This window comes from Exiguobacterium sp. s143, from assembly GCF_018618895.1.
In the GTDB taxonomy this organism is placed as follows: domain Bacteria; phylum Bacillota; class Bacilli; order Exiguobacteriales; family Exiguobacteriaceae; genus Exiguobacterium_A; species Exiguobacterium_A abrahamii.
This window is the reverse complement of sequence record NZ_JACSMX010000004.1, coordinates 133,681-151,457: the sequence shown is the minus strand read 5'-3', so window position 1 is coordinate 151,457 and position 17,777 is coordinate 133,681. Positions and strand designations below refer to the sequence as shown.

Genomic DNA, 17,777 nt, shown 5'->3' with positions numbered 1-17,777 from the left:
AAAAATATCAACATTCTTCATCGGGTGGCATTGTGTGTGTGTTATCGGACTCAAAAGGAAAACGTTTGTTTAGTTTCTCATTTTTGAGTTTGTTGTGGGTAGATACAATTTCTTTAATAACTGCTTCTGGATTGTTTTTTATATCATGTTCCCAAAATCTTAGTATAGTCCAGTTGATACAAGTATAGTGTTTTGTAACCTCTAAGTCTCTCTCAGTATTTTTAGCAATTTTATTTCTCCAAAAAGAAGAGTTTTTTTTAGGAAGTTTGAAATGCTGCGGGCATCCATGCCAAAAACATGAATCAATAAAAATAACAAATTTTAAATTTGGAAAAGCAATGTCTGGAGTACCAAACAAACTAGTGAGATTTTTTCTATATCTAAGACCCTTATGCCATAATTTTTTTCTAATTCTTAATTCAAGTTTTGTATCTTTTGATTTTGCTTTATTATTGATATCATTTTTTTTATTCAGCATACTTTGTATAACACCCCCGATAAGTTATAATTTAATAAGTGAGAACTAATGATCGTAAAAAAGATATATTGATGTTCATTCAAGTTTAAGTAATAGATTAAAGAGGGGTGACAATATTGAAAAAATACAAATTTATAGATTTGTTTGCTGGAATAGGCGGCATGCGATTAGCCTTTACAGATGAGAATAGTGAGTGTGTATTTTCTTCTGAGTGGGATAGGTTTTCCCAACAAACGTATGAAGCAAACTTTGGAGAAAAGCCTCAAGGTGATATTACTTTAATTCCCGAAAGTGAAGTTCCAAATCATAATATATTAATTGCAGGATTTCCATGCCAACCGTTCAGTAATATTGGAAAAAGAGAGGGGTTTTCTCATAAAACTCAAGGAACCTTATTCTTCGATGTATTAAGAATCCTAAAAGAAAAACAGCCAGAAAGTTTTCTTTTAGAGAACGTAGTGGGATTATTGACTATACAAAAAGGTGAAACTTTTCGTGTTATTCAAGATGCATTATTAGAAATTGGTTATTCCGTATTCTATAAAGTTTTGGATTCAGTTGACTTTGGGATTCCTCAAAACCGAAAACGGATTTATATTGTAGGTTTTAGAAATGACTTAGGAATAAAAGACTTTGATTTTCCACAAGGAACTTCTAACAAAGAGCCAATCAATAAGTATATCGAATGGGGAGCAAAAGGTTACTCTATTACGAAAAAAACACAAGAGAATTATTTGTTTAAAAAGGACGATGGTCGTCCTCAAATCATCGATGAGTCATCTGAATTCCCAGTAAAAACATTAGTTGCTAGCTATCATAAAATTCAAAGGTTAACTGGAACTTTTGTACGAGATGGAGAAACAGGGTTAAGATTACTATCAGAGAAAGAATGTAAAGCAATCATGGGGTACCCTCAAGACTTTATAGTTCCTGTCTCTAGAACACAAATGTACAGACAATTTGGTAACAGTGTTGCTGTTCCAGTAGTGAGAGAAATTGCAAACTGTATTAAAAATACTATTAAATTAAATTTAATAGATAAACAAATAGAACTGAGTATATAAATTTTTAATTTCAATTCAAATACCAAGATTACACCTTTTATGTATAATAATTGGTGTAATCTTATTTTTTTGGAGGTGTTTTAAAGTAATGATTAAAGATTTGAGAAACTTGCGTGGAGAAATGCACTCTAATATGATTGAAATTTTATTAGAAAAATTATTGGATAAAAAGTATATTAAAAGTTTTAAAAAAAAACCTAGAATAGGTTATCCATTAAAAAAACAACAGTTTTACTTTTCACTAGAAGTAGAGTTTTATGATGATGAAAAATGGTTGATACAAACAACTACCTCTTATCCGAGAGAAAGGATAAATGGTTATCAGTGGAACGCTCTAAATTTCAAAAAAATAGATCAATCTTATAAAAAAGTACTAATAGTTTATCCTGATATGATTAAAGAAAAAGAAATTGATTTGTTTGAAAAATATAAAATGACAATTGAAAACCAAGAAATTTTTTCGAAAATTGATAATATTGTTAGTTTTACAGAGCTTTATTTTTTAGTTGAAGAAAAATGGTTAGAAAAAGAAAAAAGTTCGAAAGTCAAAGCTTTGCAAGGAACAGCTTTTGAAAACTTATTAGTAGATATCCTTTCTAGTAAATACAATTTAGATATTTGGAATCGGAAAATGGATAAGGAAATAGGTTTTTATTTCCCATATTTCTATAAAATTTTAAGTAAATTTGGTATTTCTTTAAGCGAAAACATATTAAAAATTGAAGCAACAAATATTGTTCCTAATTTAAATAAAAACGAATCGAAGATCAGAGCTGGTAAGCCTAAAACTGATGTAATTGTTAAAGTTGTTTTTAAAGATTTAAAGGAGAAAATTTTTACTATCAGTTCCAAAAGAACAAGTAGTGACTGGGTTGCAGTTCATCAATATTCGGTAAATTCTTTTATTGAAGTATTGAAAATACAAGAAGAACCATTAAAATATGCTTTAGGTGAATTACAAGAAAAGGGAGCTCCTACTCAAATTAGTGAGGAAAGTAGAAATGCTATTAATAAATATTTTCCTAAATACTATGAGAAATTAATAGAGTGGGCTTATTGTGGAGTAGGAGGGGCTGGAACAGGAATTCAAAATGCTGAATTTTTTACTGTTTACAAAAACGAGACGAAAGAATTAATAATTTATCATAAAGAAGAGTACATCAATAAAATTTTGAATGAAGTAAAGAATGGACAATTTAACAGCCCTTTTCAGTTTACTTACACAGGTGAAAGAGGAAAAAGTATCCAGCTTAAAGGGAGGGTATTGTAAAATAAATCATTTTTGTATATGTGGCGCCAAAAGAGTTGAACTTAAAAAGTAGATCGATAATTTTCCGTGATTTGATAGAAAAATTTGCTTTAAAAAATGACTTAAATATAATATCAGACTGTAGACAGGTCCTATTGAATTAAGTACAGACATAGATTCCTGGACTGCTCCCCGTAAAATAGACAGTATAAATAATAAAAATCACTTAAACGGCTTGAGCTCTGTATTCTAATGGAGTTAAGCCGTTTAGTTGTTGTTTGTATCGTTCTTCATTGTAGAAATGAATATACTTCTGGATCGCAAGTTGGATTTCGTCGAACTCCGTAAACTTATGTAGATAATAACTTTCGCATTTCAAGGCTCCCCAAACAGACTCGGTCGGACCATTATCAATATATTTACCAATCCGAGACATACTTTGTGTAATACCTGCCACGCGTGTCATGTGACGGAACGTATTAGAAGCCTCGATAACTATGAAGTAAGGGAAGGTTTTCGGGTGCGCCCTGCAGAGCAAGTTCAAGTGTATCGAATACGATCTGATTATTTTTTGAGTGTCCAAGAACGAAGGTGCGAATAGATCTGAACTGCCCCATAAAAGTTGGACATAAAAATCCAACTTTTATGGGGTGTTTTTTATGGTCAAATATACGAAGGCGTTTAAAGTCCAGGTTGCTGAGCGTTATCTGACAGGACGAGACGGATACCGAGGTGTGGCGAAAGAATTCGGGATAGCGCGTAACCTGGTCCGTGAGTGGTCACGTCTCTATGAGCGTTGGGGGGGAAACGATCTTCGATCCTTCTTATAAAACACACTCGCTGGCATTTAAACTGGAGGTATTAAACGATATGGCGACCAATAAGCTGTCCAATAGAGAGACGCCCGTAAAATACCGAATTTCCTCCCCGGGGATGATCTCGAGATGGAGAACGCTGCGTTAAAAAAATTGAAAGCCTTGGTTCAAGAAGAGAATGCGCGACGAACCGGATCAAGGCACAAGTAATCGACGAATTGCGATCAATCTATCCCGTTCCGGGACTCCTCCGCGTGCTTGGTATGGCGCGGAGCGTCTATTACTATTGGCGGACGCGTCTGACGGGCGAAGACAAGTATGCGGAGGTGAAGGCATCCATCCATACCCTCTTCCACGAACACGAGGGACGATGTGGCTATCGTCGCATTCACGCACTTCTCGAACGCCAAGGCTTCCGACACGATCCGAAGACCGTGCGCCGTCTCATGAACGAGCTCGGTCTCAAATGTCTCGTCCGCATGAAGCGATACCGCTCCTATAAAGGACGAGTCGGAGAGGTCACACCGAATCTTCTCCAACGTGACTTCAAGGCCACCGGTCTGAACCAGAAATGGGTGACTGACGTCACTGAGTTTCACCTGTTCGAGGAGAAGGTCTACCTCTCGCCGATGATGGACTTGGGAAACCGTGAAATCATTGCCTATACCCTATCGGACCGCCCTACATATCGATTCGTTGGCGAAATGTTGGACCAGGCAATCGGGAAGCTCGAAGGGAAAGCCCGGCCGATTCTGCATTCCGAACAGGGTTGGCATTATCAGTATCGAGCGTTCGTCGGTACGCTCCACGAGCACGGCATTACGCAAAGTATGTCCCGTAAGGGCAACTGTCTCGACAACGCAGCCATCGAAAGCTCCTTCGCCGTTCTCAAGTCAGAGCTCCTGTATCTCAAGGAATTCAATGACATGGATCACTTCAAATATGAGCTCGAACGTTACATCGAGTACTATAACCATCTTCGTATCAAGAGACGACTAAAAAACCTGAGCCCGGTGGAATACCGGACTCAGGTCCTCAAGGTCGCCTGACAAGTTATTTATTGTCTAACTTTTATGGGGCAGTTCAAAGTAGACAGTTTTTATTATTTCAATTGCCTACTTTTGGGGAGGATATCATTCTATCGTTTCTCAACCTCAATAATCGCCTCAAGCGATACTTTAACATTACCAGCTAGCGCCCGCGTAATCATACACGAACCTTCCGCTTTTTCAGCAAGACGTTGTGCCTTCTCCACATCACGATCCGACAGATCAGATGGCAATAACAGTTTCGGACGATGAATGATCGCGTCGTATGTGAAGACACCGTTCGTGACATCGACGATGCCTTCAGATTCCATCGTTAACGAGACTTTTGGAATGTGACTACGCTCAAGCATCGCGGCAAGCGTGATGATATAGCACGTAGCAGCAGCCCCAAGTAACATCTCATCTGGATTCGTACCAACCCCTGGACCATCCATGGCGTCCGGAATTGAGATTTTTGTTTTTAGTTCACCCGTCTCGATCTGACCGACATCATTGCGATTGCCCGGCCAGTCTGCAGTTAAATGAAAATGGTGCTTCATGATCAATCGCCTCCATGCCTCCATCATACGAAGTTTAGTATGATTTTTCGCCTATTCTGCTCATGTGCATAGGAAGAGATCGATTAGCTAAAAATTTGGTCGATTTTTTTGATATCCTCTTGCGACAACTGAACGTCTAACGTACGCAACGTATCCGTCACCTGATCTGGTCGTTTGGCACCAGGAATGATGGCATCGATGCCGTCCTGTGCCAAATACCACGCGAGTACGACGTGTGCGACTTCCGCATCGTGTGCTTCTGCGATCGGACGTAGTTGATCGACTTTTGCGAGATTTTGTTCGAAGACATCTTTTTGGAACAAGGGATCATTTTTTCGTAGATCATCAAACGTCGTCTCTTTCGTATATTTCCCTGCCAATAATCCAGCAGCGAGTGGGAAGTACGGGACGAAGGACATACCGTTTTCAACGATATACGGGAGTAATTCTTTTTCCGCATCCCGTTTGAATAGGTTGTATTCCCCTTGATAGACGTCGACATGTCCGTCTTTGTTCGCTTCCTTCAGTTGTTCGAGTGAGAAATTCGAGACACCGATTGCGCGAATCTTTCCTTCTTTTTTCAGTTCAGCGAGTGCTGCGACCGCTTCATCCTTTGGTGTCGATTCATCCGGAAAATGAATGTAATACAAATCGATATAGTCTGTCTGAAGACGTTTTAAACTCTCTTCGACCGATTGACGGAGAAAGTCTGGTGAATTGTTCATGACGACGTTTCCGTCAACGAACTGATGCGCACCTTTCGTCGCGAGGACGACATCTTCTCGAGCGACCGTATCGTTCCAGACCTCACCGACGAGTTCCTCCGAACGTTCTGGTCCGTAGATAAAAGCTGTGTCGAGGAAATTGATTCCTTGCTTCAAAGCGACACGAACGAGATCGCGTCCGGCTTGCTCATCGAGATTCGGATACAAGTTGTGTCCACCGACAGCATTCGTACCGAGACCGATTGGGTGAACGAATAAGTTAGATTGACCGAGTTGAACATGTTTTGTCATGAAAATGACCTCCTTAAACGATATCGAGTGGTTCTTTTTTTGTTGGTGCTGGGAACGCTTGATCAAGTGCAGCTAACTCTTCCTCTGTTAAATTCAGAAGCGCAGCGCGACCATTGGCTTCGACATGATGTGCTTGTCCGGCTTTAGGAATAGCGATGACGTCACCTTCACGAATCGCCCATGCGAGTAGAATTTGTGCCGGATCCACACCGTGTGTCTCAGCGAGTTCTTCGACAGTCGGATGATTCAGAAGTTGATCGCGTAATGAACCACCTTCTGCTAGTGGGCAATACGCCATCACTGGAATACCATGCTCACGTAGTAACGGTAATAGTTCATACTCGATTCCGCGTGATCCAAGGTGATAGAGTACCTGATTGACAGCGCATTGATCACCATTTGGCAGTGCCAACAGTTCTTTCATGTCTGATACGTCAAAGTTAGACACACCCCAACGGCGAATCTTTCCTTCTTGTTTTAAAGCTTCCAGTCCTTCGACGGTTTGTTTCAGTGGAATGTCGCCACGCCAGTGCAGAAGGTACAAATCAAGGTAATCGGTACCAAGACGTTCAAGTGTGTTGGAACAAGCCTGCTTCAATGCTTCCCCACCAGCATGATGCGGATAGACTTTCGAAACGAGAAAGACTTCCTCTCGTCGATCTGCGATCGCGTCGCGAATCAATTCTTCAGAAGCACCTTCTCCGTACATCTCTGCCGTATCGATGAGTTCCATTCCGCTATCAAGACCGACACGGAGTGCTTCGATTTCTGCTTCGTGCTTCTCCGACTCTTCTCCCATCCGCCACGTACCTTGTCCGAGTGCCCGAACATGCGTCTGATCGGGAAACGTCACCGTTTTTTGCTTTAATGCAGCAAGTATCAACGTCTTTTCTGTTGCGTTCATCGTTCTTCCTCCTTTAGTAGAGAGACAATAGTAGGGTTTACCACGCGAACTCCGAACAAAAACGTCTTCTTCAATAGAAGGAGACGTCACCAATGCTCAAACAAGGGACCGTGATCACCGAATACAGGATCTTGAGTTGGGCGCATCACCTGACGAATACGTTGAAGATTTTCCGGGCGTTCACTTGTTTGACCTGTCAGCGTATCGTAATCTTGACCATCCGGATAGGCACCGATTACTCGAAAGTGTCGACTTGTATCAAGTGCTTTATGTCCCGTACCTGCAGGAAGTAAAAGAATATCTCCACTCGTCAAAGTGAAGGTCTTACCGAGCGGACCACCCAGCTGAACGGTTGCATGCCCTTCAAGAATCCCGATCACTTCATGAGCGATACTATGATAATGATGAAAGTCAAAAATCCCATCCACCCAGCTGTTACGCCAGTCATGTGCATGGAAGGTCTGTTCGATGTGTGATGGCTCTGCAAATGCGTGCCGATAAATCAACACCGGGAATGTCGGGTTGTTCGGAATGTGCCCGTCATCCTCAAAATAAAATACCTCAACGCGCATCTTCGTTGCTCCTTTCTCTGGTGTGGCACAAAGTAATAATTACATCTGTAATTACCCGTAATTAAATATCATCAATCGTCCAAGCATCTTTATGGCGTAACGAATTCGGAGGTGCTAAGATGCTTAAGTTAACGAAATTACAAAGGAGGCTTTCCGATGATCGCCATCGAAGCAAAATTAGAAGTACAACCCGCAAAACGAGAAGAGTTTTTAGCAGCAACTAAAACACTAGTTGCAGGATCACGTGCTGAAGCAGGAAACATCAGCTATGACTTATTCCAAAGCACAGAAGACGAAAATGTCTTCATGATGATTGAAAAATGGGAAGACCAAGCTGCAATCGAAGCACACAACACGAGTGCTCATTTCGGACAATTCGTTGCGTTTGCACAAACGGCTCTTGCTAAACCATTAGACGTTCAATCGTTCCAAGCATAAGTGTAAGAGAGTAACGAAATAAAAAAGGAGGATATCCTCGGTTTTATGACCGAGAATATCCTCCTTTTTTCGTTCAATGTGACCGTTTAGAACGTTCATTTTCAATTCAGATTTCATATAAGAGTGTTTCACTTTTCTTTTACAATCATATGACATTTCACTGAAACTGTTAGTTTTTCCCTGATTAGGGCATTATTCTTATAAAGACACAAAAAGGAGGCTTTTATCATGAATGAACGAACGAATGCAGCAGAGTCGAAGCGATCATTCTTCAAGATGCCTCATACATATGCCATCATCATGGCAATTCTCATCATCTCAGTCATCTTGACGTATACACTTCCAGCAGGACAATTCGATCGTGAAAAGCAAGACGGACAGACTGTCGTCATCGATGGTACATATCGCGCGGTAGAGTCTGCGCCTGTCAATCTCTTTGGTTTATTTGAAGCAATTCCGCAAGGCATGGAAGCGGGTGCTGCGATCATTTTTTACATTTTCTTAGTTGGTGGTGTCTTCGGTATCATTCGTCAAACCGGTGCTATTGAAGCGGGAATCAATCAATTAATCCGTCGGTTTGGTCAAAAAGGGCACATCATGATTCCGATGACGATGTTCGTCTTTTCAATTGCCGGAGCAACGATTGGTATGGCAGAAGAAACAATCATCTTCGTGCCAATTGGGATCATGTTAGCACGTGCCCTTGGATATGATGCGATGACAGGAGCCGCGATCGTCAGTCTAGGGGCAGCGGTTGGTTTTGCCGGCGGGATGTTGAATCCGTTTACGGTAGGTGTCGCTCAATCAATTGCGGAAGTACCGCTCTTTAGTGGTCTCGGGTATCGAACGGCTGTGTATATCGTATTTTTAGCGGTGACGATTCTTTATGTGATGAACTACGCACGGAAAGTTAAACATGATCCGGCGCGCAGTCTTGTTTATGATCTCGAACAACGTCGTTCGGAAGAAGCAGCGACGACGATTTCAAGCTTTTCGAAACGTCATGCCTTTGTTTTACTGGTTTTAATCGGTGGCATTACGCTCAATGTGATCGGAATCTTTGAGTGGGGCTGGTATTTGACGGAATTAACCGCATCCTTCTTGATCATCGGGATGATTGCGGGAATCGTTACGCTTGGTGTGAACGGTACGTTCGAGAGTTTGATTGACGGCGCAAAAGCCGTGACGTTCGGCGCCTTGATTGTTGGATTTGCTCGAGCAATCGTCGTCATTCTTGAAGAAGGACGTGTTATCGATACGGTCATTTACGGCTTATCGAATGCCGTAGGACATTTGCCAACGTTCTTCGCCGTCATCGGGATGTACGCCGTGCAATTGATTACGAACTTCTTCATTCCATCGGGGAGTGGACAAGCGGCGACGACGATGCCCATCATGGCACCATTGTCGGATTTACTTGGGATCGAGCGTCAAGTGGCTGTCCTAGCATTCCAATATGGAGATGGACTGACGAACATGATTTTCCCGACGAGCGCGCATTTGATGGCATTTCTCGCAATCGCAGGCATTCCGTATGAGCAATGGTTACGCTTCGTCTGGAAACTCTTCGCGATTTGGATTGCCTTGGCATGTGCTGCCTTATTACTTGCCGTAACGCTTGGTATTCAATGAAGTCGACCTTTCGGACATCTGTCCGGAAGGTTTTTCAGTTGCAGGAATCGGGAAGCGTTATCACGAACGGAATAGGTAATGACTAAAGGGGGAACTGAAGTGACATATTCAATCGTTGGGTATTGTGAAAAAGAACAAGCATGGGGCGTTGCCGTTCAGTCGAAGTTTTTAGCGGTCGGGAGTGCTGTACCATTTGCGAAGGCGGGAGTAGGTGCGGTAGCGACACAATCGTTTGCAAACACGACGTATGGCCCTGAAGGATTACGAATGATCGAACAAGGTGCTTCAGCGGACGAAGTGTTGCGTCGATTGACGGAAGCAGATGAAGGACGAGCGGATCGTCAAGTGGGAATCATTGATGCGAATGGCAAGAGTGCGACATTCACGGGAGAGGGTTGTAACGACTGGGCAGGCGGTATTGCCGGGAAACACTTTGCAGCGCAAGGGAATATTCTTGTAGACGGTAACACGGTAAAAGAGATGGCACGTGTCTTTGAATCAACACAAGGTCCGCTCGCAGAACGTTTGTTGCGTGCGTTAGCAGCTGGTCAAGCAGCAGGCGGGGATTCACGCGGAATGCAATCAGCGGCACTCCTCGTCGTCAAGGAGGGTGGCGGATACGGTGGATTCAACGACCGATATATTGATTTACGCGTTGACGATCATCCGAGTCCGATTGAAGAGCTCGAACGCATCTATCAACTGCATACACTTTATTTGCAACCGAGTAAGCCAGAAGAAATCAAGCCAATCGATGATGCCTTAGAGTCAGAGTTGATGGATAAATTATTAGCGCTTGGCTACCGCGGTGATTTCGAAGACGCGTTCCGGACGTATCTGCATACGGAAAACTTCGAGATGCGCGAACAAGCGGAGCGTGCGATTGATACACGTGTTCTCGCGTATATTCGAGCACAATGAAAAAATGACAGGATGGACCGCGGTCCATCCTGTCATTTTGTTCATACTTGTGTCGACTGGGCGCGAATCGGTACTTTGAATCCGGTCGCGATGAATCGTTCCATTTCCGGTTCCGATTTAGCGTTTAAGCCAACTGTTCCGTCTCCTTTTAATGCCACGTTCGTTAGCTTGACACGCGTGATGTCTGGACCGATCGTAATCCCGTGTTTGGCAGAATCCTCAATGCGGATATCACGAAGGCGTACGTCTTCAGCCCCATTTTCTCCCCCAAAGATTTGGATGTCCGTTTTCGCTTGTCGGAATCCGCTCATCTTCAACTGACTGATCGTGACGTTCCGTGCCTTATATTGAATCCCGATCATCGGTTGTTCTTGATAGTCATAATAAGGATCACCGAGCACCGTAAAATCATGTATGACGACATTACGATAAGCGGAAACGACGAGCGCACGCGGTTTTGAATTCGCATAGAGTTCTGTATATTTAGGAGTCTGAGCAATCAAACGCGTTGCGATGATATTATAAGCCGTCTGAGACGTCGGATCAGTCGCTTGATGGTGACCGATGTGTCGGAAGTTAAACGCGCGATGATCATCAATCGATAGGTGTCCGACGATTTTGACGGTCGAGGCAGCAGAAGAGGTTGCATGTGCCTTAATCTCAAGTCCACCGAAACAACGACTTGTTGCGTTATTGAACAACCAGACGTCGCGTGATCCATCATCGACTTCGATTCCATTTGAATTGGAAAAGCCTTCTGCATGGGCACGTCCACTTGGATCATGCATGAAACAGTTCGAGATGAAGAGATGATCACTATGATGCGTCGTAATCCCGTCATCGCCGAATCCATAACCGGTCAATCCATCGAACCAGATGAATGAACTACTTAAATTTGCTCGAGCTCCATCTCCATTGTAATTGTAATACGGTGTCGAGATATCAAAACAGTGAAGTCCCGGGTTGACGGCCTCAACATCAAAGACCCAGCCATAGGTGACATGCGCATACGTAAGACAACTGGAGTGGTTGCCCCATGTGCTACTTTTTTTCGCGTCACCGATGCGTTTAATGTTCCAATCGAGCGTCATTTTTTCGACGAGTAGATGATGATTGCCGAGAAGATAATTTTGATTCGTCACGAGACGTCGTCCTTTTGGTGCATCATCGTGCATCTTTAAAATTGTCTTCCCTTTACCGGCTCCTGTTAAAATCGTATAACTTGGCAAACGAATTCCCCGAACGACGTACGTACCGGCTGGGACATGGACTTGTCGATGTCCATCACCGAGCGCTTCAATGAATGCTTGTGTATCATCCGTCTGTCCATCACCGACTGCGCCAAAATCAGTGATATCGACAGTTTCGACATCGCTGATCAAACGTTCGAATTCATGATTGAGACGACCGAACCAACTCGGTCGAATCTCATCGCGTGGTGTCACGAAAGCGGGTGTCAGCGGTAGAATATGTTTATCACGGTTCGTCAAAAATAATGGCGAGATCATCGAACGAAGCGTTCGACTGAGGTTAGGATTGCGTCGTGGTGCGACGAATGGACTATCGTGTAGCAGTTGTTCCGCTTGTCGAACTGCTTGTTCGTTGGTTGACGTTTCAACGTATTCCTGAATCAACGCCGCATTTTGATACGGATCATGCGTGTGATCGAGTTTTAACATGAAATGGTTCCCCTCTCTGAATAGGTCTGTCTACCTTTTCCCCTCTCCTTACACAATCATTCCTCGTTTTAATACATCCATAAAAATACACAAAAATTTTTAAAATGGATTATAATGGATTTTAAAAGAGGAGGTCTTCTGATGTCACTTCGCAAACGACTCGTAATTGGTATCGGATTGATTTTGCTGCTATTAGGGATCGGTAAGCCACTGACAGAAGTAGCTATCCAAGCATTGAAGCCAAAAGTGGTTCAGCCGTCTGGAATCGAAACAAATAGATCGTGTAAACCGAACTGCAAGAAAAAAGGCGAATTGTTAAACATTCGATTTCTTTCGTGGTTACCTAAAAAGAAAATGAAGAATGATGAAGATTTACGTGCTTGGGATACGAAGGAAAAGCCGAAGAAGCAGAAAGACCTCAAACCGAAAAAGAAAAAGAATAAGATCTTCACTATAGGAGTTGAAAATGCTAAGCGAGGTACGAATGAAAAAGGGGGATCTTCCTCATCGATCTTACTGATGAGCCTGCTTGTTTTACCTCTATTCATCATAAGCTATATCGTTTGGCGGAAACGTCGAAAGACCAAGAAACAAGATGAAGACTTGATAAGAACGGATATCCCGTTGCAGCCTATACACAACGATTATGTTTCGATCGAGAAACAAATTGATTTACCAGATGCCTGGATTCGCAAACAGCTTATCCAGTTCAATCAGATTCTCCCGGTCCGTTTACAGCGGCATGATACAGAGACGTTTCAGGAGTGGTTCCTGCGGATCGGATTTCAACCTTCCCATCTCTTAATAAAAACCTATCTCTTAGAACGGTACACAGAAAAAGCTACTACGTTATCGGAGAGGGATAAACAAACGATCCAGGGAGAATTCGGAGCCTTCGTCCACCAGTTCAATTGAAACTTTTTGAATTAGGTGACGTAAATGGAACAGGAAAGGGGAGATGATGATGTACCTAGCAGATGCTGTGAAATTAAAGAGTATCCTGAGGAAACAGCTTGATCAGTTGATTGAAGAGATGGAGCGCGTTGCGTTCATTGATTTAGAAAAGGGAGAAGCACTCCCCGCGCAACAAGGTCGAACCTTAACCGATGTCGAAGCCGCCATGGACATCGTACGTCATGACATGCGGGTCTTGGATCGTCTCGTTTATGCAGCGAATTTAAACACCGTAATTGAGACGGATGAAGGAGACATACCACTCGTCGAAGCGATCGAGTGGGCTACCCAATTACGGGCAAAGGCACAAAACTATCAGATGCTCGCAAGTCGACCAAAACGCGAGTTCCAATATGGATTCGAAGGGACGACGATCATTCGTCATGCCTTGTTTGATCCAGATGCCTATCGTTTAAAAGCGGAGGAAGTGGAACGACGAGCACACAAAGTATCGAATGCAATCAATGCGGCAAACTATCAGACGACGATTGACTTTGATGGTGGACGTTATATGTAACTTCCTTGGCGCGGTGAGACTCCCCGTCAAGGATAGGGGACGGACCTCAATTTTCCTTTGTGGAGAAGAAATGGCGATGGCAAACCGATGACCACGAACCGTTGACAGATTGACCTGTTACCTTTGACCACCTATGGAATCCTGATGTTTTTTTCCGTCCCCGCTCCCTGTCGCTTCTTTGAGAAACGGCAGGGATTTTTAGTGTGTCGATGGAAACAACAGGGTATAGAGAAGCACAAGCGAAAGGAGAGAGATCATGGAACACACTTTTTCAGCATTCGTCGTTCGCGAAGTCGATGGATCATACGAGGGGAATATCGAGACAAAGCACGTCGATGATTTACCAGAAGGAGATATCCTGATTCGTGTCACACACTCATGCGTCAACTATAAGGATGCTTTATCGATGTCGGGTAATCGTGGGGTGACGAAATCCTATCCGCATACCCCGGGCGTTGACGCAGCAGGATTCATCGAACAAACGACTGATGAACGATTTCACATCGGTCAAGCCGTCGTCGTCAATGGCTTTGATTTCGGGATGAACACTTCGGGCGGATTTCAAGAATACATACGTGTACCAGCCGATTGGGTGACGCTACTTCCAGAATCCATTCGTCCATTAGAAGCGATGCAATATGGAACGGCCGGATTGACGGCAGCGCAATCGGTTGATGAATTGTTGCGAATCGTCTCGAAGGATGCAGGACCGATCCTCGTGACGGGAGCGACAGGTGGGGTTGGTACGATTGCGATTTCTTTACTGATTCGATTAGGATACACGGTATATGCCGTGACCGGAAAACGAGTAGAACAAGAACGATTGCTCAAAAAGGGAGTGGCTGAGGTACTAGACCGCACGACATTCCTAGAAGAAACCGATCGTCCTCTAAAAAAAGGGCTTTATGCCGGTGTCATTGATACGGTCGGGGGACCATTGCTCGCGTCCGTCATTCGCTTCGTGCAATATGGTGGTGTCGTCACGACGTGTGGGAACGTCGGTGGGGCAGAAATGACGTTGACAGTCTATCCCTTCATCTTACGTGGTGTCCGCTTGATTGGAATCGATGCGGTGCAAACACCGATTGCTTATCGTCAAGCGTTATGGCAACGTTTAGCGAGTGACTGGCAGGTCAATCTTTCGTCAGAAGTCGATATCAAAACACTAAACGATTTACCTGAAATCGCAGAAGCCTTGCTGACTTCACGTCATCGTGGTCGAACTGTCATCGAAATTTAAATATTTCGAGTAAACATTGGTGGTATAGTGGGGAAAAACTGTGTCGACTTTTTCAGGAGGAACCATACATGAGTGAACACCAACAAGAACAAGAACGACAGTCTCGACAAGAAAGACGGAAACAAAAACGAAATCGTCGAGGGATTGCCTTTGGTGGTATTCTCGCGACATTATTCATCGTCGGTGGTTGGTTGTATATGTTGACGAACAACGATGCTTCTCAAGCGACATCTACACTTGAAAAACCGAAAACGGCCAATCAAGCAACACAAAACGAGGAGTCGAAGAAGGAAACAGCAGCAACGGATGATAAAAAAGAAGCGAAAAAAGAAAAGAAGAAATCAAAGAAAAAAGCAGCAGAGTATGCGCAAGCGGCTTGGGTGACGCGTCCGTTCGCGAACGTTTACGGTGATACGAATCGTAGTAGTGTCATCTACAAAGCAGATTTAGGTGATGTTTATGAGGTACTGGATGCGAAGGACGGCATGGTCCATCTCAAACTCAATGACAGCATCGAAGGATACTTACCGGAAAGTGATGTTCGTTTGGAAGCACCAAAAGGAACGTCAGACGAAGCCGTTCTTGCGGCGCTCTCGCAAGCAGTCGCTAATCAACCGATTGACAAGCCGGAGCAGTATCTCGGAAAACCGATTGCTGAATTCGAAGCGAAGTATGGTGCTGTTGGTAATACACAACAGGATGCCGTCAATACGTATTACTTCTCGAATGCTGGATATCTGCTTGTCGTCTCGGATGGAATCATTGAAGCGATTGACTGGACGAATGCTTCGACTGGTGGATTATCGACACTGGGTGAACCCGTCGTCGATACGAGCTATGGTACGTGGTACGAGGGAGAATCCTTACAACTAAAAGTGTTCCCGGACAACGGAAAGATGCGTCTACGTCTTGCGCGTGATCCTGGACAAGAATGAATGAACGGCGAATTCGCTTGAAGCGAGTTCGTCTTTTTTTTGCACAAAAAAACCTCCCGAGTCCGACACTCGGGAGGAAATATGAAAATCCTTTGGGAGGAGATTTTCTTAGTATACGCCTACTGCATCAAATGATTTCGCTGCAGCTGTTGCTTCTGCACTTGTTGAACCGTAAAGGTCTTTCGCCGATTGAACGACTGCTGCACGGAGTGAGCTGAAGTTCGAATTTGGAGTCAAGTACACGTTGAGGGCACGGTAGTAGATCGCACCGAGTTTCGGTACACCGATTCCTGTGACAGATACGTTGTAGAACGTTCCGCCGTTACCGAGGAGGTAAGCAGCTTTGTTGATGATACCAGAGTTGATGTGGACACCACCGTTATCTTGCGTACCTGTGTAACGTTTAGAGTAGTGATCTGGATCACCGTAAGCAGCTGGGTTCGACATCGAACGGAGTGCGTCACCGCTGACTCCTGGTGTGTAGATGTCTTCTCCTACGAGCCAGTCAAAGTTCGATCCGACTGTATACTCAGCTACTGTACCCATGATATCTGAGACGGCTTCGTTGATCGCACCAGATTCGTTTTGGTACACGAGACCAGCTGTGTATTCTGTGACAGCGTGTGTCAATTCGTGAGCGACGACGTCAAGTGCGCCTGAAAGTGCGACGAATGTCGTGCCATCTCCGTCACCATAGACCATCTTCGTGCCATCCCAGAATGCGTTGTTGTAGTTCGTTGAATAGTGGACCGTTGAGTTCAAGCGTGCACCAGCGTTGTCGTAACTGTTACGACCATATGTGTTTTTATAGAAGTCATATGTTTTTGCAGCGTTGACGTGTGCACTGACAGCAGCGCGGTCATATGTCGCGTTGAAGACGTTATCTGCATCTGCCCAGAGTGTTCCCGGGAGTGATGTCCGGTTTTTCGCGTCGTATGTGTAGACACCTTTTCCACGCGTTGTATCTTGAAGATAGTATTTCCCAGCACTCAACGTCGTGTTGAACGTTGCGCTTGTGCCAAGTACAGTCGTACCTGTTGCATGAGCGAGTTGGTCGAATTTGTTAAGTACTTTACCTGAGTTCGCATCGATGAAGTATGTCCAACGTGATGGCTCTTTGCCAGCGAGGACTGTCGATGTGACTTTGTATGCATAGACAGCATCATCTTTTACTGGATAGATGACGAGTTCTGCTTTTGGAGCGACTTCGAATTTAGAAGCCTTGATTGCTTTTTGATAAAGTTTGATGGCTTTCTTTTCAGAGAGCGTTGCTTTTTTCGCGAGACCTGGTTTTCCTTTGACGTTGATTGCATCGTTTACGACTGCTTTCAAAGTACCGTCTTTCGCGACGTTCCCGACGACGACACTACCAAAGACAGGGACGCCATCCACTTCTTGTTGGAGACGTACGATCTGTGAAGATCCGTCTTTTTCGACGTTCTGAACAGCAAAGTCACCCTTTTTGTTCACGAAATCTTTAACGATCGTTGCAGCTGGTTCTGACGAAGCTTTCGTGAGCTTACCAGACTGAAGACCTTCTGCACCTACTACCGTAGGAACGACAAGTACACTTGCGACAAGCGATGTAGCGAGAAACTTTTTCAAAATAAATCGCCTCCTTGTATGGGTTGAGTCTAACTATGCCAAAGAATCAGAGAAGCGAGAATAAGTCATTCGAATTAAATAGAATTTTCTGAATATAGTCCGTAGTACCTGGACTGAATTATTAAGTGTAAAAGATATTTCAAGACGAAAAAAGAACCATTCAAGAGAAT

The 17,777-nt window shown here is 43.7% G+C and carries 17 protein-coding genes and 1 pseudogene; 10 read left to right on the top strand and 8 right to left on the bottom strand.

Annotated elements, in window-relative coordinates; all coding sequences use genetic code 11:
- Nucleotides 1-7: 7 nt before the first annotated feature.
- Nucleotides 8-478: a very short patch repair endonuclease gene (locus tag KNQ03_RS13720; protein WP_214725158.1), complete on the bottom strand. Its 471-nt coding sequence runs from the start codon at nucleotides 476-478 to the stop codon at nucleotides 8-10.
- A gap of 116 nt (nucleotides 479-594) precedes the next feature.
- Here KNQ03_RS13720 and KNQ03_RS13715 point away from each other — a divergent pair, with 116 nt between their 5' ends.
- Nucleotides 595-1,542, top strand: a complete 948-nt coding sequence (locus KNQ03_RS13715) for a DNA cytosine methyltransferase (RefSeq protein WP_251140319.1) — start codon at nucleotides 595-597, stop codon at nucleotides 1,540-1,542.
- An 88-nt stretch (nucleotides 1,543-1,630) separates the two neighbouring features.
- Nucleotides 1,631-2,812 carry an MspI family type II restriction endonuclease gene (locus KNQ03_RS13710; protein WP_214725156.1) on the top strand — a complete coding sequence of 394 codons (1,182 nt, stop codon included), beginning with the start codon at nucleotides 1,631-1,633 and terminating at the stop codon, nucleotides 2,810-2,812.
- Between the two features lie 205 nt (nucleotides 2,813-3,017).
- On the opposite strand, the gene KNQ03_RS17080 is transcribed toward KNQ03_RS13710, so the two are convergent.
- A complete protein-coding gene (locus KNQ03_RS17080; RefSeq protein WP_251140325.1) occupies nucleotides 3,018-3,227 on the bottom strand; it encodes an IS3 family transposase in 210 nt (69 codons plus the stop codon).
- A 223-nt stretch (nucleotides 3,228-3,450) separates the two neighbouring features.
- Between KNQ03_RS17080 and KNQ03_RS13700 the strand changes: the two are divergent.
- Nucleotides 3,451-4,655 (top strand): annotated as a pseudogene (locus KNQ03_RS13700) (IS3 family transposase).
- 89 nt (nucleotides 4,656-4,744) lie between these two features.
- Here KNQ03_RS13700 and KNQ03_RS13695 read toward each other — a convergent pair.
- The 4 genes from KNQ03_RS13695 to KNQ03_RS13680 form a co-directional block, all read right to left on the bottom strand.
- The gene (locus KNQ03_RS13695) at nucleotides 4,745-5,197 is read right to left on the bottom strand and encodes an OsmC family protein (protein ID WP_214725242.1); all 453 of its coding nucleotides are present in this window, start codon (nucleotides 5,195-5,197) and stop codon (nucleotides 4,745-4,747) included.
- An 80-nt stretch (nucleotides 5,198-5,277) separates the two neighbouring features.
- Nucleotides 5,278-6,210 carry an aldo/keto reductase gene (locus KNQ03_RS13690; RefSeq protein ID WP_133208435.1) on the bottom strand — a complete coding sequence of 311 codons (933 nt, stop codon included), beginning with the start codon at nucleotides 6,208-6,210 and terminating at the stop codon, nucleotides 5,278-5,280.
- Between the two features lie 13 nt (nucleotides 6,211-6,223).
- Nucleotides 6,224-7,114 (bottom strand): aldo/keto reductase, encoded by an 891-nt coding sequence (locus KNQ03_RS13685; RefSeq protein ID WP_133208434.1) that lies wholly within the window; start codon nucleotides 7,112-7,114, stop codon nucleotides 6,224-6,226.
- Nucleotides 7,115-7,200: 86 nt separating this feature from the next.
- Nucleotides 7,201-7,686, bottom strand: a complete 486-nt coding sequence (locus tag KNQ03_RS13680; RefSeq protein WP_023469764.1) for a cupin domain-containing protein — start codon at nucleotides 7,684-7,686, stop codon at nucleotides 7,201-7,203.
- A gap of 156 nt (nucleotides 7,687-7,842) precedes the next feature.
- On the opposite strand from KNQ03_RS13680, the gene KNQ03_RS13675 reads away from it, so the two are divergent.
- The 3 genes from KNQ03_RS13675 to KNQ03_RS13665 all read left to right on the top strand — a co-directional run bounded on the left by KNQ03_RS13675 (nucleotide 7,843) and on the right by KNQ03_RS13665 (nucleotide 10,677).
- Nucleotides 7,843-8,124: a putative quinol monooxygenase gene (locus tag KNQ03_RS13675; protein WP_023469763.1), complete on the top strand. Its 282-nt coding sequence runs from the start codon at nucleotides 7,843-7,845 to the stop codon at nucleotides 8,122-8,124.
- A gap of 228 nt (nucleotides 8,125-8,352) precedes the next feature.
- Nucleotides 8,353-9,756: a YfcC family protein gene (locus KNQ03_RS13670; protein ID WP_149428035.1), complete on the top strand. Its 1,404-nt coding sequence runs from the start codon at nucleotides 8,353-8,355 to the stop codon at nucleotides 9,754-9,756.
- A 99-nt stretch (nucleotides 9,757-9,855) separates the two neighbouring features.
- Nucleotides 9,856-10,677, top strand: a complete 822-nt coding sequence (locus tag KNQ03_RS13665; protein WP_050677198.1) for a DUF1028 domain-containing protein — start codon at nucleotides 9,856-9,858, stop codon at nucleotides 10,675-10,677.
- Nucleotides 10,678-10,718: 41 nt separating this feature from the next.
- Here the strand turns inward: KNQ03_RS13665 and KNQ03_RS13660 are convergent, their stop codons facing one another.
- Nucleotides 10,719-12,356: a glycosyl hydrolase family 28-related protein gene (locus KNQ03_RS13660; protein ID WP_214725153.1), complete on the bottom strand. Its 1,638-nt coding sequence runs from the start codon at nucleotides 12,354-12,356 to the stop codon at nucleotides 10,719-10,721.
- A 141-nt stretch (nucleotides 12,357-12,497) separates the two neighbouring features.
- On the opposite strand from KNQ03_RS13660, the gene KNQ03_RS13655 reads away from it, so the two are divergent.
- The 4 genes from KNQ03_RS13655 to KNQ03_RS13640 all read left to right on the top strand — a co-directional run bounded on the left by KNQ03_RS13655 (nucleotide 12,498) and on the right by KNQ03_RS13640 (nucleotide 16,002).
- Complete coding sequence (locus KNQ03_RS13655; protein ID WP_214725151.1) at nucleotides 12,498-13,271, top strand: hypothetical protein; 774 nt, start codon at nucleotides 12,498-12,500, stop codon at nucleotides 13,269-13,271.
- Between the two features lie 49 nt (nucleotides 13,272-13,320).
- Nucleotides 13,321-13,827 (top strand): hypothetical protein, encoded by a 507-nt coding sequence (locus KNQ03_RS13650; RefSeq protein ID WP_149428168.1) that lies wholly within the window; start codon nucleotides 13,321-13,323, stop codon nucleotides 13,825-13,827.
- Between the two features lie 256 nt (nucleotides 13,828-14,083).
- Nucleotides 14,084-15,067 carry a YhdH/YhfP family quinone oxidoreductase gene (locus KNQ03_RS13645; protein ID WP_214725149.1) on the top strand — a complete coding sequence of 328 codons (984 nt, stop codon included), beginning with the start codon at nucleotides 14,084-14,086 and terminating at the stop codon, nucleotides 15,065-15,067.
- A gap of 68 nt (nucleotides 15,068-15,135) precedes the next feature.
- Nucleotides 15,136-16,002 (top strand): hypothetical protein, encoded by an 867-nt coding sequence (locus KNQ03_RS13640; RefSeq protein ID WP_214725147.1) that lies wholly within the window; start codon nucleotides 15,136-15,138, stop codon nucleotides 16,000-16,002.
- A gap of 108 nt (nucleotides 16,003-16,110) precedes the next feature.
- On the opposite strand, the gene KNQ03_RS13635 is transcribed toward KNQ03_RS13640, so the two are convergent.
- Entirely contained in the window at nucleotides 16,111-17,607 is a 1,497-nt protein-coding gene (locus KNQ03_RS13635; RefSeq protein ID WP_149428030.1) for a M4 family metallopeptidase, read from the bottom strand.
- Nucleotides 17,608-17,777 lie beyond the last annotated feature (170 nt).

Coding starts and splice junctions, on each gene's coding strand:
- KNQ03_RS13720 (WP_214725158.1), bottom strand. CDS start 478: ATGCTGAATAAAAAAAATGATATCAATAATAAAGCAAAATCAAAAGAT.
- KNQ03_RS13710 (WP_214725156.1), top strand. CDS start 1,631: ATGATTAAAGATTTGAGAAACTTGCGTGGAGAAATGCACTCTAATATG.
- KNQ03_RS17080 (WP_251140325.1), bottom strand. CDS start 3,227: ATGTCTCGGATTGGTAAATATATTGATAATGGTCCGACCGAGTCTGTT.
- KNQ03_RS13690 (WP_133208435.1), bottom strand. CDS start 6,210: ATGACAAAACATGTTCAACTCGGTCAATCTAACTTATTCGTTCACCCA.
- KNQ03_RS13685 (WP_133208434.1), bottom strand. CDS start 7,114: ATGAACGCAACAGAAAAGACGTTGATACTTGCTGCATTAAAGCAAAAA.
- KNQ03_RS13680 (WP_023469764.1), bottom strand. CDS start 7,686: ATGCGCGTTGAGGTATTTTATTTTGAGGATGACGGGCACATTCCGAAC.
- KNQ03_RS13675 (WP_023469763.1), top strand. CDS start 7,843: ATGATCGCCATCGAAGCAAAATTAGAAGTACAACCCGCAAAACGAGAA.
- KNQ03_RS13670 (WP_149428035.1), top strand. CDS start 8,353: ATGAATGAACGAACGAATGCAGCAGAGTCGAAGCGATCATTCTTCAAG.
- KNQ03_RS13660 (WP_214725153.1), bottom strand. CDS start 12,356: ATGTTAAAACTCGATCACACGCATGATCCGTATCAAAATGCGGCGTTG.
- KNQ03_RS13655 (WP_214725151.1), top strand. CDS start 12,498: ATGTCACTTCGCAAACGACTCGTAATTGGTATCGGATTGATTTTGCTG.
- KNQ03_RS13650 (WP_149428168.1), top strand. CDS start 13,321: ATGTACCTAGCAGATGCTGTGAAATTAAAGAGTATCCTGAGGAAACAG.
- KNQ03_RS13645 (WP_214725149.1), top strand. CDS start 14,084: ATGGAACACACTTTTTCAGCATTCGTCGTTCGCGAAGTCGATGGATCA.
- KNQ03_RS13640 (WP_214725147.1), top strand. CDS start 15,136: ATGAGTGAACACCAACAAGAACAAGAACGACAGTCTCGACAAGAAAGA.